General features: G+C 57.7%; 11 protein-coding genes. All 11 read left to right on the forward strand.

The features are described from left to right. Positions 1-75 precede the first annotated feature (75 nt). Entirely contained in the window at positions 76-588 is a 513-nt protein-coding gene (locus tag Q4G72_RS11740; protein ID WP_303311614.1) for a pyridoxamine 5'-phosphate oxidase family protein, read from the forward strand. A gap of 80 nt (positions 589-668) precedes the next feature. Beyond that, entirely contained in the window at positions 669-1361 is a 693-nt protein-coding gene (locus Q4G72_RS11745) for a spheroidene monooxygenase (protein ID WP_303311615.1), read from the forward strand. A gap of 196 nt (positions 1362-1557) precedes the next feature. Continuing rightward, on the forward strand, positions 1558-2265 hold the full coding sequence (locus tag Q4G72_RS11750; protein WP_303311616.1) for a hypothetical protein: 708 nt from the start codon (positions 1558-1560) through the stop codon (positions 2263-2265). Between the two features lie 9 nt (positions 2266-2274). After that, the gene (locus Q4G72_RS11755; protein WP_303311617.1) at positions 2275-3276 is read left to right on the forward strand and encodes a hypothetical protein; all 1002 of its coding nucleotides are present in this window, start codon (positions 2275-2277) and stop codon (positions 3274-3276) included. Between the two features lie 48 nt (positions 3277-3324). Next, entirely contained in the window at positions 3325-5103 is a 1779-nt protein-coding gene (locus Q4G72_RS11760) for an OmpA family protein (RefSeq protein ID WP_303311618.1), read from the forward strand. A 146-nt stretch (positions 5104-5249) separates the two neighbouring features. Then, positions 5250-6026 (forward strand): ABC transporter permease, encoded by a 777-nt coding sequence (locus tag Q4G72_RS11765; RefSeq protein ID WP_303311619.1) that lies wholly within the window; start codon positions 5250-5252, stop codon positions 6024-6026. Between the two features lie 33 nt (positions 6027-6059). Next, positions 6060-6884, forward strand: coding sequence for an ATP-binding cassette domain-containing protein (locus tag Q4G72_RS11770; RefSeq protein WP_303311620.1), 825 nt, complete (start codon positions 6060-6062; stop codon positions 6882-6884). A 70-nt stretch (positions 6885-6954) separates the two neighbouring features. Then, positions 6955-8070, forward strand: coding sequence for a porin (locus tag Q4G72_RS11775; RefSeq protein WP_303311621.1), 1116 nt, complete (start codon positions 6955-6957; stop codon positions 8068-8070). Between the two features lie 253 nt (positions 8071-8323). Then, positions 8324-9682 (forward strand): sigma-54-dependent transcriptional regulator, encoded by a 1359-nt coding sequence (locus Q4G72_RS11780; protein WP_303311622.1) that lies wholly within the window; start codon positions 8324-8326, stop codon positions 9680-9682. A gap of 93 nt (positions 9683-9775) precedes the next feature. Beyond that, positions 9776-11560, forward strand: a complete 1785-nt coding sequence (locus tag Q4G72_RS11785; RefSeq protein ID WP_303311623.1) for a sensor histidine kinase — start codon at positions 9776-9778, stop codon at positions 11558-11560. Between the two features lie 65 nt (positions 11561-11625). Beyond that, a complete protein-coding gene (gene leuS / locus Q4G72_RS11790; RefSeq protein ID WP_303311624.1) occupies positions 11626-14409 on the forward strand; it encodes a leucine--tRNA ligase in 2784 nt (927 codons plus the stop codon). Positions 14410-14481: the final 72 nt, after the last annotated feature.

Raw genomic sequence — 14481 nt, forward strand, 5'->3', positions numbered from 1 at the left:
GCAAACCATGGTCGAAGCCAGACCGTAAGGAAAGGGACGTATTACAACAAGACACCAACCTACGATTCTACGCTCATGTCTTCTAAAACACCCGTTACCCACGACATAACTACGCTGCTGGAAAAAATCAAAGATGTGCGCATTGCCATGCTCACTACTTCTGATGAGCAGCACTGCCTGCATAGCCGCCCCATGTTTACCCAAAAGCCGGAGGCCGATGGCTCCCTGCTCTTCCTGACGGATAAAGACTCGGCCAAGATATACGAGGTAAAAAAGGACAGCCAGGTAAACCTGAGCTACGCCAACCCCGACAGCAACGTGTATGTCTCAGTTTCGGGCCGCGCTAATGCCTTCCGCGACCAGGCCAAGATTGACGCGCTGTGGAGCGAGCCTATGCGCGCCTGGTTCCCCAAAGGCAAAGACGACCCCCAGATTATGATTCTGAAGGTGGAAATTGACAAAGGCGAGTACTGGGATACCCCAAGCTCCCTGCTCACGCAGGCCTATGCCTACGCCCGCGCCGTAGTAACCGGCGAGCCCAGCAAGGACGACGACGTAAACCAGCACGCCCAGGTGAAGGTTAAGTAAGGGCACACCGCTCTATCTTTGAAAGGCCGGAAGCAATTCCGGCCTTTTTGTTTTCTAGTTATAGTTAATAGCCTCTTCCTTTGCCACTCACCACCCTCTCCATCCTTACCTTACGCCCCGGCCATGGCCGCTGGGGACTGGCGCAGATGGGCACCGCCCAACGGCCGCTGCAGCGGGTGCCGGGGCTACGTTTCCAAAAACTGCTGGGAAGCGGGGCAGAGTCCTATCAGTTTATGCCCAACCTGAACCGCTACGGCTTTATGGCCGTGTGGGAGTCAGAGGAAGCCGCAGCTACTTTCTTTGCCACGCACCCGGTGTGGCAGGAATACCGCCAACGCACCCAGGAAATCTGGACGGCGCGGCTGGCCCCTTTGCAGGCCCACGGCCTCTGGGATGGCGCTAACCCTTTTGCGTATCCCACGGATGAGGTTCTGCCCACTGATGGTCCGGTGGCGGTGCTTACGCGGGCCTCTATCCGGTGGCAAAAAACGCCCCGTTTCTGGCGCTATGTGGCGCCCAGCCTGGCGGCTGCTAACAAGGCGCCGGGCGTACTGGCTTCTATTGGGCTGGGCGAGTTGCCAGTGGTGCGGCAGGCCACCTTCAGCATCTGGGAGTCGGTGCAGGCCATGCAGACGTTTGCCTACCGAAGCGAGCTACACAAAGAGGTTATCCGACTTACGCGCCAGGAGAAGTGGTACGGCGAGGAGCTGTTTGCCCGGTTTCGGGTGCTGAGCACTGAGGGCACCTGGGACGGCCTTGCCCCGGGGCTGTAAGCGGGAATAACCTTTCATTCTGGAAACCGACCCTACCGTTTTGAAAGGGTTTACACAAAGTGCGGCTGTAGTCACAGCCGCACTTTTATTTTTTAATCAGTGATTATCAAGTATTTATAAATAATTAACAGAAATACTGCGGAGCGCGGCACCGGGTTTGGCAATAGGCAACCATCAACCAAACACTGCCTGACCAATGCCTATTCTTGATAACCTCGCCAAAGCGGCCAAAGACTTCTTCATTGAAGAAGGCGAGGAACCCGCTCCTACCGCGGCGCGGCCGCTTCCCAATGCCGCCCCGGCGGTGAATACCCCGCCAACGGCCTCTTTCAGCCCAACAGCCCCGCTGGCAACCCAGCCCGAGCAGCGCCACCTCGACCACATTCAGAGCCTGTTGGCCGGCAATGGCAAGGACTTCGTGGCATACACCAAAATGGTGAAGAGCATGGCGGCTAGTGGGCTGAGCGGGCCGGTGCTATACCAAACAGCCTTCAACGCCTTTGCCGCCGTCACGGGCCTCGACCTACCCACGCTGCTGACCTCCGCCGATGCATTTGAGCAGGCCCTGGCCGCCGACCGGGCACGGGTGCAGGAGCGGCACCGGGCGAAGCTGGGCGAAATTCAGCTGCCCAAAGCCCCGCCCAGCACCCTGGTAGAGCTGCAGAAACAGGAGCAGCAGCTGCAAACCGAGCTGACCGAGCTGACCCGGCAACTGGAAGTAAAGCAACAGAAGCTACTCCAAATCCAGCAACAACGCCAGCAGGAACACCAGAAAGCCACGGCGGCGCTGGCTTCCTACGAGCTGGCTAACGCGGCTGCCGCCGCCGAGCTGCAGGCCCACCGTCAGGCGGCCAATTCCTTCCTGCTGGGCGCGTCCGTTTTCCCTCCCACCTCAACTAAATAACCCTGCATTATGAACGCACTTTTTCCTTCCGATTCGCAATCCGGCCTATCTGAAAAGCTCCCCAAGTGGCAGCAGCCGGAAAAGGTAGCTGGCTGGATCTTCCTGGCCGGCGTAGTGGCCGCCGGCATCTACGGCTGGGGTACCATCGTTCCGTTTCTGGTAGACATGGTGTTTGATACCGTGAAGCTGGGCATTGGCCTGGGCGTACTGTTTGCCCTGTTTTTACTGGTAACCAGTCCGCGCATTAAGGCCGGGCTGTGGTACGCCGGCCAGCGCATTTTTCGCACCGTGGCGGGCATTTTCGTCAACACCGACCCCATCGGCATCATGGAGGACTACATCCATAGTACCTCGCAGGAAGCCCGCAAAATGGAGGAGGAAGTGGGCCACATTGAAGGCGCCCATGAGCTGGTGAAGCGCAAGCTGGAAGCCAACAAGGAGCAGATGCGCGAGTACCTGTCGCTGGCCGATTCGGCTACCCGGCAAAAGGAAACCGACATGGCCGCTTCCTATGCCTCCCGCGCCGCCCAGCTGCAGGACTACAATCAGCGCCTGCAGCCTATGGCCACTACCACAGCCAACGTGAGCCTGGTGATGCGCCAGATTCTGAAAGCCGCCCTGCGCCAGATAGACAACAGCAAGTTTAAAGTGAACCTGCTGAAAGACGAGTACGAGCTGGTGAAACGCACCAGCAGCGGCATGCGCGCCGCCATGAACATTCTGCGCGGCGACCCTGACAAGAAGTACTTCTTCGACCTGGCTACCGACCGGGTGGCCCAGGACATGGCCCAGCAGCTCGGCCAGATTAAGCAGGCCATGCGCTACTCCCAGGAGTTCGTGAAGGAGATGGACATCCAGAATGGCGTGATGAGCGAGAAAGGCCAGCGCCTGCTGGAGAAATACCAGAAAGGCGAGTTCAACGCCTTGCTCGACGAAAAGTCCCTCACGCCTGCCTCCCCAACCCAGCTCCGCACCGCCACTACCGATGCTTACAGCAGTCTGCTGGACTAAGCACTGCCCCACACCTCTTCCCTTTCAAACTTTCTTTCCCTCTATATCATGACAACTCGCGGTAAAATTGTAATTGGCGCCCTTATCGTGGCGCTGCTGTACTTCGGCATCAACAAGCTGGTGTCGAGCGGCATGGTCTTCAAGAAAGCGGCTACCGAATCGGTACTGCTGAACTCCATTGAGCTGCCTACTACGGCCGGTGGCTCGCGCACCAACGTGGCCGTGCCGCTGGCACCGTTGCCTTCCGAAACGCCGGCTGAAAAAGGCACGCCCGTGGTGTGGGAGGTAATGGCCTGGAACTCGCAGATGGCCGGCATGCTGGCCAACGGCGGGCCGCGCACTACGGAGGGCTCAGCGCTGGCCGCCAACGGTCTGGATATGCAGATTGTGCGTCAGGACGACGTCTCCAAAATGCAGGCCGACCTGGTGAAAAATGCCTTGGACATGCAGCAGAACCCCGAAACGCCGGGCCTGCTGGTGAGCATAATGGGCGACGGTCTACCGGCCTTCTCGGCGGTGCAGGCCCAGCTGGAAAAAGCCGGCACCGGCCTGCAGATCATTCCCTACTCGGTGGGTAAATCCTTCGGCGAGGATAAGCTGATGGGCCCGAAAGAGTGGCTCGACAACCCCAAAACGGCCCTGGGCAAAACCATTGCCTGCTACCTGCGCGACGGCGACCAGAACATTGCCCTTAAATGGTGCGCCGACAACGGCCTGAAAGTAAACCCCGACGAAACCACTTACGACCCCGAGGCCGTGAACTTCATGGCCGCATCTGACTTCCTGGTGGCCGCTGAGAAATACATTCTGGGCAAGCCCGAACAGCGCACCAAAGTGGTGAACGGCAAAAACACCGGCGTGAAAGTAGACGTGGTGGCCGATGCCGTGGCTACTTGGACGCCGGGCGACGTGAACATTGCCCGTCAGAAAGGCGGCCTCGTGAACATTGTGTCTACCAAGGACTACTCGAACCAGATGCCCAACATTATGGTGACGACTAAGCTCTGGTATGAAACGCACCAGAAAGAAGTGGAAGGCCTCATGACTGCCTTTGCCGTAGCCGGCGACCAGGTAAAATCTCACCCTGAAGCCCTGCAGCGCGCCGCCGATATTTCGGCGGCGGTGTACGGCGATAAAGACAAGCCCGGTGCCTACTGGCTGCGCTACTACAAAGGTGTGAGCGAGGCCGACCGCAACGGCGAAGTAGTAGAATTAGGTGGTAGCAAGGCGTTCAACTTCGCGGATAACCTTACGCTGTTTGGGCTGGATGCCGGCGGCACCAACATCTATGCTTCGGTGTACAAAACCTTTGGGGATGTGCAGAGCCGCCTCTACCCCAAAGAGCTGCCCAGCTACGTGCCCCTGACGCAAATGCTGAACCTGGCGCCACTGAAAAAGCTGCAGGAGAAATACCGGGGTAAAGCCATTGCCCCCGCCGAGCAGCAGCGCTTTGCTGCCGATGACGAAATCCGCCAGAGCGTGAGCAAGCGGGCCTGGAACATTGAGTTCAACACGGGCCAAAGCTCCTTTACGCCCGCCGCTGAGCGCCAAATGCAGCAGCTCTTTGATGACCTGGTAGTAGCCGGCCGCCTGAAAGTAGCCGTGCACGGCCACACCGACAACGTAGGCGACCCGCAGAAAAACCAGCAGCTCTCCGAGGACCGTGCCCTGGCCGTGCAGCATTGGCTGGAGCAGCGCAGCACCAGCGCCTTTCCCGCCGGCCGTGTGCAGGTATACGCCCACGGCGCCACCGAGCCAGTAGCCAGCAACAATACGCCAGACGGTAAAGCCAAAAACCGCCGCGTGGAAATTGTGCTGGGCAACTAATTCTCTCTATGCCAGCGGTATTTCTTATGCTTTATCCTACTCCCTGATTTCTAGCTACCCTCTATTTCTCGTGCCGAAGCAGCCCAGCCACCGGGCTGGGCTGCTTCACCTTATCGCCTCGTTTTCTTCCCGAAGCCTGAACAACCATGAAAGAACTCTTCTCACCCAATGCCCAGCCGCGCCGCACCACCTTTCTGCTGATGGCGGCCGGCCAGGGGGCTCTGCTCCTGCTGCTGTGGCTGTTTTATCCGCTGCGGATGTTTCCTTCCCTGGGCGAAGTGCTCCGCTCACTGCAGGATATGATCACAACCCAGGGCCTCATTCAGGAGCTGTGGGCCAGCATGACCACGGCCCTGCAGGCGCTGACAGTGGCCACCATCCTGGCACTGCTGATCTCCTACCTCACCGCCCTGCCGTTCTTCCGGCCCCTGGCGTATGCGGCCTCCAAAATGCGCTACCTCACCCTCACCGGCCTCACCTTTTTCATGGCCCTGATGGTTAACTCAGGCCACGAGGTAAAGCTCTCGGTGCTGATTTTCGCTACCACCGTTTACCTCGTAACGGGTATGACCTCGGTGATTCTGACCACCACGCAGCAGGAAATGGACCACGCCCGCACCCTGGGCCTGGGCGAGTGGCGCAGCTTTTTGGAGGTAGTGGTACTGGGTAAGCTGGACGACATGCTGGAAGTGGTGCGCCAGAACTTCGCCATCATCTGGACGATGATTACGCTGGTGGAAACCCTCTACCAATCGGAAGGCGGCATTGGCCTGCTGCTCTACAAGCAAAACCGCTACCTCCACCTGGATGGCGTAGTAGCCATTCAACTGGTTATCCTCGCCGCCGGTGCTGCCCAGGACTACCTGTTCACCCTCCTGCGCCGCGTGTTCTTCCCTTACTCGGCCCTGACTACGGCACGGTAGCTCTCTTCCCCATCCCCCTACTCTCCCACAACCATGACACCCTATTTCTATAAAGCGCCGGTTCTGACTCTCGACAATGTGTCGATGGAATATGCGGGCGAAACCGTTCTGCGCGATATTTCTGCCCAGGTGCTGGATGTGTGCCGGCCGGGCATGAACCAGGGGCAGGTGGTCGGTTTCTACGGCCGCTCGGGTTTGGGAAAATCGGTGTTGTGCCGCATCATGGCCGGACTACTGGCTCCTACCCGCGGCACCGTGCATGTAGGTACCGAACAGGTGCCGGTGACCCCGGGCGCGGTGGGCTTTGTGCAGCAGCAATACCCGCTGTTCAACCACCGCACCCTGCAGGACAACCTCACAGTAGCTGCCGGTCGGAAATTTGAGCCCGAAGAAGCCCGGCGCCAGGTGGATGCCTATCTGGAGCGGTTTCAGCTGGCTCCGCACCGTAAAAAATATCCTGCGCACCTTTCCGGCGGCCAGCGCCAGCGGGCGGCCATTGCCCAACAGCTCCTCTGCTCCGACCACCTCATTCTGCTGGATGAACCCTTCTCCGGCCTCGACATTGCCATGATTGACGAAGTCAAAAAAATCATCCTCGAAGTGACGACCATGGACGAGCTCAACACCGTGGTCATCGTGTCCCACGACATCCAGACTACCACCGCCCTGGCCGATCGGCTCTGGCTGCTGGGCTATGAGCGGGATGCCGAAGGTAAACTGCTACCCGGCGCCACCATTAGCCCCCAGCACCAATACAACCTGGCCGAAATGGGTCTGGCCTGGCACGAAAACGTAGAAGCAGAACCTGAGTTTAACCGCTTCGTGGAGCATCTGAAAGACGAAATTAGGTCAACTTAGTACTGTGTCCTGTCCGCTTAAAGTTCAAAATACCTGTCCACTCTCTATTACCAGCAACGGTAAATTCTCCATGAAACCCATTACGCTGATTTGTCTGGCAGCATTGCTTACTACCCCGGCTCTAGCCCAGGTTTCGCCCGCTGTGCCTGACTCAGCCGTGACAGCCCCATCGGCTGCCAACAGTGTAAATCCCGTCACCATTTGGGGCTTTGCAGATGTGTATTACGGCTATGATTTTCCAGGCAGAAGTCAGCAACGGCCTGCTTTTCTATACTCGCACAACCGCGCTAATGAGTTTGCGCTCAACAATGGCCTGATTGGTTTGCGCTACCAGGATGAGCGGGCCCGCGGAGCTGTTACGCTGCACACCGGCACCTATGTTGGGGCTAACTATGCCAGTGAGCCGGAAGTGCTGCGGCACGTGTATGAAGGGTACGTCGGCTTTCGGCCTACCCAAAATACCTGGCTCGACCTCGGTATTTTCAACTCGCACATTGGGTTTGAATCCGCGCTGAGCAAGGACAACTGGACACTGACCCGCTCCCTGGCCGCCGAAAACTCCCCGTATTACGAAGCCGGGGCCCGCTTTACCTACGAAGCCTCGCCCAAGCTAACCCTCACTGGTTTGGTGCTAAACGGCTGGCAGAACCTGCGCGACAACAACCGAGGCAAAGCCCTCGGAACCCAGCTGCAGTGGCGCCCCACCGAGAAGCTACTGCTCAACAGCAGCACCTTCTTCGGGAACGAGCAGCCCCAGGATTCCTCCCGCCGGCGGCGCTATTTCCATGATTTCTACGTCAGCTACACTGCTACAAAAAAACTAAGCCTGACGGGCATATTTGATGTTGGGGCCCAGCAGGCACCGGGCCGCCGGGCTGATGTCTGGCATACGGCGGCAGTTTTAGCGCGGTATCAGTTCACGGAAAAATGGGTGGGCGCAGCGCGGGCCGAGTATTATCAGGCCGCTCATGGCATCATTATCCAAAACATCCGCCCATTGGGCTCAGAAAACCTGTTTCGTGTAGCAGGGGCTTCCCTCAACCTGGACTATGCACACTCCAGCCATGTGGTGGCGCGGGTGGAAGGCCGGGTGTTGCATGGCCGGGAGCAGCTTTTTGCAACAGATGATGCGGGAATGGCTCGCACCTACGGAAATATCACTTCCTCCATTGCGGTAAGCTTTTAGAAAATGGAAGGTTTAGAAATGGTGAAGGTTTAGAAAAAGTTGTCATCCTGAGCTGTGCGAAGGACCTTCTCCCGGCAGAACGCCTAGCGTACCACCGACTCGTTTAACTGGCATAAGGTCCTTCGCACAACTCAGGATGAAACAGTAAACAACTTCCAAAATCTATTCTAATACTCTCTACTCGTCAGCTTATACCTTCGTGCCAATTGCACCTCATTCAATAAGCAGCATCTAAAATTCAATTCTTCTCCCAATGCCCACTGGTACCCTCCTGCTGATTGATGACGAAGCCCGCTTGCGCCAGCTGCTGGCCCGGGTACTGGAGTTGGAAGGCTACACCGCGCTGCAAGCGCCCGACGCCACGCGCGGCCTGGAACTGCTCCAGCAGCACGCCGATGAAGTGCTGGTGGTCATCAGTGACGTAAAGCTGCCCGATGCCCACGGCGTAGACCTGATTCCGCGCCTGAAAGCAAAAGCGCCTGATATTGAAATTGTGCTCCTAACTGCTTTCGGCACCATCCCGGATGGGGTGCGGGCCATGAAACAGGGTGCTTTCGATTACCTCACTAAGGGCGACTTTGAACAGCAATTGGTAGTGGTAGTGGAGCGCGCTGCCGAAAAAGCCCGCCTGCGCCGGCGTGTAGCCGAGTTGGAGCGTCGCATGGGCCAGCGCTACAGCTTCGAGAGCATGATTGGTACGGCTACGGCGCTGCGCCGTGCCCAGGACCTGGCCCGCCAGGTGGCTCCCACGGATAGTACGGTGCTACTGGAAGGCCCCACCGGCGCGGGCAAAGAGCTATTTGCCCAGGCTATTCACGAAGCCAGTGAGCGGAAGCTCAAATCATTTGTGGCCGTAAACTGCTCGGCTTTCCCGAAGGATTTACTGGAATCGGAGCTATTTGGCTACAAGCGCGGTGCCTTTACCGGGGCGCTGGCCGATAAAAAAGGCTTGCTGGAAGAAGCCAATGGCGGCACGTTGTTTCTGGATGAAATTGGGGAGCTGGAGCTGAACGTGCAGGCCAAATTTCTGCGGGTGCTGGAAACCCGGCAGTTCACTAAGCTCGGCGACACCAAACCCACCAGCGTGAACGTGCGCATTGTGGCGGCTACCAACCGCAACCTTAAACAGGAAGCTGCGGCCGGAAATTTTCGACCTGATTTGTATTACCGTCTCTCCGTTTTTACCATCAACGTGCCCAGTTTGAAGGAGCGGGCCGCTGATGTACCGGCTTTGGCCGAGTACTTCCTGCAGCACTTTGCTGCCCAGTTGCGCAAGCGCCTGCCCAGTCTGGAGCCCGAGTGCGTGGAGCTGCTGCAGCGCTACGAATGGCCCGGTAATGTGCGCGAATTGAAAAACGTGCTGGAGCGCGCCGCTATCCTCGCGCCGGCTGACCAGCCCTTGGCCGCTGGCTACCTCCCCGACGAATTCCACACCCTGCCTGCCCCCCTCAGCCCCGCTGCTGATGCCAACGACCAAAGCCTGCGGGCCGTGGAAGCACGCCATATTCGCCAGGTGCTGCACCAGGTGCAGGGCAACAAAACCGAAGCCGCCCGCCGCCTGGGCATTGGCCTAACCACTTTGTACCGGAAGGTGCAGGAATATGAGCTGTAAGCCCTGGTCCTACAGACTTAATCAGTAAGAATTTAAGATGACCGTTCTGTCGCGAGATTTAGGCGCGGCACAACGGTCTTTTCAAAGGTTACCATGTCCCTCAAACTTAAAATTCGCCTGAGTATTCTGCTGATGCTGGCCTTACTGCTGACGCTGGGCGGGTATGCGTATTTTGCGCTGCAACGGCTGGAATCAGGCGCGCGGGGTGTCAAGCAAGTGCGCTCCATAGAATATGGTCAGCACATGCTGCGGGCACTCGATCAGCTGGAAGACCAGCACGCCGCAACGGCACCCCTGCAGGATTTGCGCCTTGCCCTCACTCAGGAAGCCGTTAACGTTACCCAGGAGCAGGAACTGGATTTAGTTAATACACTCACGCAACACGCAGCTGAATATCAGCGCCTCGTAGATGACCGGGCGCCGGTTGCGCAGCAACTCGCAAAGCTGCGTCAGCTGCGGGCCGAAACGCACCGCATGATTGGCCTTAACACGGCTTCCTTCAAGCAGGAAGCCCGCCAGACTGCCGGCTACACATACCGGGCCCAACGACTGGTTCTTATTCTTATTCTCTTAAGTGCTGCGGCTGCCATAGGCTTGATTGTGCGCTTGCCCCGTGCCGTTCTGCGCCCCCTACGCCGCCTTACCGCCGATGTAGAAGCCGTAGCCAGCCCCAGCCCTGCCACGCAGGTATCCATAGCCAAAAACGATGAGGTAGGTGCCGTGGCGCTGGCCCTCAACCGTGCTTTTGGCTATATGCAGGACCAGCGCAGCTCCACACGGGCGGCACTGGCTACGGAGCGCAGCCGCCTGGAAAGCATGGTAGAACACTTGGACGAAGGCCTGCTGCTGGTAGATCAGTCGGGGTGCGTGCTGCTGGCCAACCCACTGGCGCGCAAGCTACTGGGACTGCGGGCCGTTGATCTGGTAGGCCAACAGATTGAAGACCTGAGCCACCAGAATGAAGTGCTGGCCGATATGTTCGGTACGTTGCTGGCTGGTATGGCCCCGAGCACTGCTCCTGAGCCCCCGCGCATGCTCACATTTCAGCAGCGGAGTGAAGAAGTATACTATCAGCTAACCATCAACCACATTGTCTTTTTCAACAAGGAAGTAGGGCGTACCGAGTTTGCCGGGCATATTTTGTCACTGCGTAATGTATCGGATTTCAAGAAGCTCGACCAGATGAAGTCAAACTATCTGGCTACCATCTCGCATGAGCTAAAAACGCCGCTGGCCAGCATCAAGCTAAGTCTTATGCTGCTGCAGGACGAGCGCACAGAGGCGGAGGAACGCCAGCGCCTGGCCGATGGTATTCGGGACGAAACGCAGCGTCTGCTCAACATGGTAGGCCAGCTTCTGGCCGTGTCGCGCCTTGATGCCGGGTCTGAAATTCAATTCGATGTGCAGCCTGTTGCCTTGGCTGAGGTAGTCAATTACGCCATTGATACGGTGCGCCTGCAGATTGACGACAAGCAGTTACAGCTCTGCGTGGACATGCCTAGTACTTTACCTCCTGTTCACGCCGACCTGGAAAAAACAACCTGGGTCCTGATCAATCTACTCAGCAATGCTATTCGCTACTCGCCTACCGGCGCCAATCTGCTGGTACAGGCCACGCAACAGGCTAACACTGTAGAAATCAATGTGCAGGATTGCGGGCCCGGCATTGCTACCGAACATCATGAGAAGATTTTTCAGCGCTTCACCGAGGTACCTAACCCCAGCGGGCACAAGGGTGGCTCCGGGCTGGGTTTAAGCATTTCGCGTGAATTCATTGAAGCTCAGGGTGGCCACCTGTGGGTAGAGAGCCTGCCCGGCTGTGGCAGTAGTTTCCGCTTTACTCTGCCAGTGGTAGAAACCGCATACAATAAACAATAACGGCCTAGTTCAGTGCGGGTGCGGTTCTTTCTGTAATTTCGCCACTTCACACGCAGCAGAATTGTATGCCCGGCTACTACCCCCAGGATATCGAGAAGAAGTGGCAAGCCCACTGGAAAGAGCACAATACCTTCAAAGCGGAAAACAGCTCTGAGAAGCCCAAGTTCTACGTGCTGGACATGTTTCCCTATCCTTCCGGGGCGGGGCTGCACGTGGGGCACCCACTAGGCTACATTGCCTCTGATATTGTGTCGCGCTACAAGCGTCTGCAGGGCTTTAACGTGCTGCATCCCATGGGTTTCGATTCGTTTGGCCTGCCTGCTGAGCAGTATGCCATCCAGACCGGGCAGCACCCCGCCATTACTACGGACCAGAACATTGAGACCTACATTCGGCAGCTTAACTCCCTGGGGTTCAGCTACGACTGGAGCCGCGAAGTACGTACCTCCGACCCCAGCTACTATAAGTGGACGCAGTGGATTTTCCTCAAGCTGTTCAACTCCTGGTATAACCTGGATACCGACCGCGCCGAGCCCCTGAAAACCCTGCTGGAGAAGTTTGAGCAGAATGGCAGCGAAGGCATCCGCGCGGCCGGCGACGATGAGGAGCGGCACAGCTTCACGGCGGGCCAGTGGCAGTCGTTCAGCGAAAAGCAGCGCCTGCAGGCCGTGCACCCCTACCGCCTGGCCTACCAGCAGGATACCTACGTGAACTGGTGCCCCGGTCTGGGTACAGTGCTTTCCAATGATGAAGTAAAAGATGGGCTTTCCGAGCGCGGCGGCTTTCCTGTAGAGCGCCGCCTGATGCCTCAGTGGAACCTGCGCATCACAGCCTACGCCGACCGCCTCCTGCGCGGCCTCGACCACATCGACTGGCCCGAAGCCGTGAAGGAAATGCAGCGCAACTGGATTGGCAAGAGCATTGGCGCCGAAGTGACGTTTGAGGTGCAGGACCACCCCACGGCCCACATCAAGGTGTATACCACCCGCGTAGACACTATTTACGGTGCTACGTTCCTGGTGCTGGCTCCCGAGCATGAGCTGGTGACGGAGCTGACCACGCCTGAGCAAAAGGAGCATATTGAGGAGTACATCAATGCCACTAAGCGCCGCTCGGAGCGCGACCGGATGGCCGATACCAAAACGGTTTCGGGTGCCTTTACTGGCAGCTTTGCCATCAACCCGGTAAGCGGCGAGCCAGTGCAAATCTGGATTGCGGATTACGTGCTGGCTGGCTACGGCACCGGCGCCGTAATGGCCGTGCCCAGCGGCGACCAGCGAGACTATGTGTTTGCCAAGCACTTCAACCTGCCCATAATTCAGGTAACGGACGCCCAGCAAAATCTGGAAGAGCAGGCTGACCCTACCAAAGAAGGCAAGTACATCAACTCGGGCATCATAAACGGCCTCGGCTACAAAGAAGCCACCCAAAAGCTCATTGCCTACCTGGAAGAAAAAGGCCAGGGCAAAGGCAAAACCAACTTCCGTATCCGCGACGCCATCTTCGGCCGCCAGCGTTATTGGGGTGAGCCTATCCCGATTTACTACAAGGATGGCGTAGCCTACGGCGTGGCCGAAGCCGACCTGCCGCTGGTGCTGCCGGAAATTGACGAGTACAAGCCCACCGAAACCGGCGAGCCGCCCCTGGGTCGCGCCAAGGACTGGAAATACAAAGGTCAGTACGAGTATGAGCTAAGCACTATGCCCGGCTGGGCCGGCTCCTCCTGGTACTACCTGCGTTACATGGACCCCACCAACGAAACCCGTTTCGTGGGCGAAGAAGCCGAGAAATACTGGAAGAAGGTAGACTTATATCTAGGTGGTGCAGAGCATGCTACGGGCCACCTGCTCTACTCCCGCTTCTGGCATCTGTTCCTGAAAGATCTGGGCCTGGTAACGGCCGATGAGCCTTTCCAAAAGCTCATCAACCAAGGCATGATCTTAGGCCGCTCCAACTTTGTGTACCGCATCAACGGCACCAACACGTTTGTGACGGCCAGCAAGAAAGCGCAGCACGAAACTACCGCCCTGCATGTCGACGTGAACATCGTGGAGAATGATGTGCTCGATCTGGAAGCCTTTAAAAAGTGGCGCGACGATTACGCCACGGCTGAGTTCATCCTCGAAGATAACGGCACCTACGTGTGCGGCGTCGAGGTCGAAAAGATGTCGAAATCGAAGTATAACGTAGTGAGCCCTGATGTTCTCATTGAGAAGTTTGGGGCCGATGCGCTGCGCTTGTATGAAATGTTCCTGGGGCCGCTGGAGCAATTCAAGCCTTGGAATACCAATGGCATGAGCGGCGTTTCGGGCTTCCTCAAGAAGCTCTGGCGCCTCTACCACCCGCAGGATGGTGACTTCGCCGTGACGGACGAGGCAGCCACCCCGCAGGAGCTGAAGGCGCTGCACAAGGCCATTAAGAAGGTAGAGGAAGACATTGAGCGGTTCAGCTTCAACACCACTGTCAGTGCCCTGATGATAACGGTGAACGAGCTGACGGCCCTGGACTCGCACAAGCGGGCGGTGCTGGAGCCGCTGGTGGTTTTGATTTCGCCTTATGCGCCCCACCTGGCAGAAGAGCTGTGGCAGAAGCTGGGCCACGCGCCGGGCAGCATCAGCTCCGCTTCCTACCCTGAGTTCAAGGAAGAGTATCTGGTAGAAGACACGGTAACGTATCCGGTGGCTATCAACGGCAAAGTGCGCGAGCAGCTGCAGTTTGCCGCTACCGCCACCGCCGCGGAAATTGAAGCCGCCGTGCGCGCAACTGATATCCTGGCCCGCTTCGCCGATGGTAAAGAAGCCAAAAAGGTGATTGTGGTGCCCGGCCGCATGGTAAACGTGGTGGTCTAATTGCCCGACTGTTAAACCCAAAAAAGGCCTACTGGATTAATCCAGCAGGCCTTTTTTATTTTCTTGCCCTTC

This window comes from Hymenobacter sp. BT730 (assembly GCF_030542105.1).
Classification (GTDB): Bacteria; Bacteroidota; Bacteroidia; order Cytophagales; family Hymenobacteraceae; genus Hymenobacter.

Bases quoted from the DNA above. Each gene is read 5' to 3' on its own strand.
- Q4G72_RS11755 (WP_303311617.1), top strand. From the start codon at position 2,275: ATGAACGCACTTTTTCCTTCCGATTCGCAATCCGGCCTATCTGAAAAG.
- Q4G72_RS11760 (WP_303311618.1), top strand. From the start codon at position 3,325: ATGACAACTCGCGGTAAAATTGTAATTGGCGCCCTTATCGTGGCGCTG.
- Q4G72_RS11765 (WP_303311619.1), top strand. From the start codon at position 5,250: ATGAAAGAACTCTTCTCACCCAATGCCCAGCCGCGCCGCACCACCTTT.
- Q4G72_RS11785 (WP_303311623.1), top strand. From the start codon at position 9,776: ATGTCCCTCAAACTTAAAATTCGCCTGAGTATTCTGCTGATGCTGGCC.
- Q4G72_RS11780 (WP_303311622.1), top strand. From the start codon at position 8,324: ATGCCCACTGGTACCCTCCTGCTGATTGATGACGAAGCCCGCTTGCGC.
- Q4G72_RS11770 (WP_303311620.1), top strand. From the start codon at position 6,060: ATGACACCCTATTTCTATAAAGCGCCGGTTCTGACTCTCGACAATGTG.
- Q4G72_RS11750 (WP_303311616.1), top strand. From the start codon at position 1,558: ATGCCTATTCTTGATAACCTCGCCAAAGCGGCCAAAGACTTCTTCATT.
- Q4G72_RS11775 (WP_303311621.1), top strand. From the start codon at position 6,955: ATGAAACCCATTACGCTGATTTGTCTGGCAGCATTGCTTACTACCCCG.
- leuS (WP_303311624.1), top strand. From the start codon at position 11,626: ATGCCCGGCTACTACCCCCAGGATATCGAGAAGAAGTGGCAAGCCCAC.
- Q4G72_RS11740 (WP_303311614.1), top strand. From the start codon at position 76: ATGTCTTCTAAAACACCCGTTACCCACGACATAACTACGCTGCTGGAA.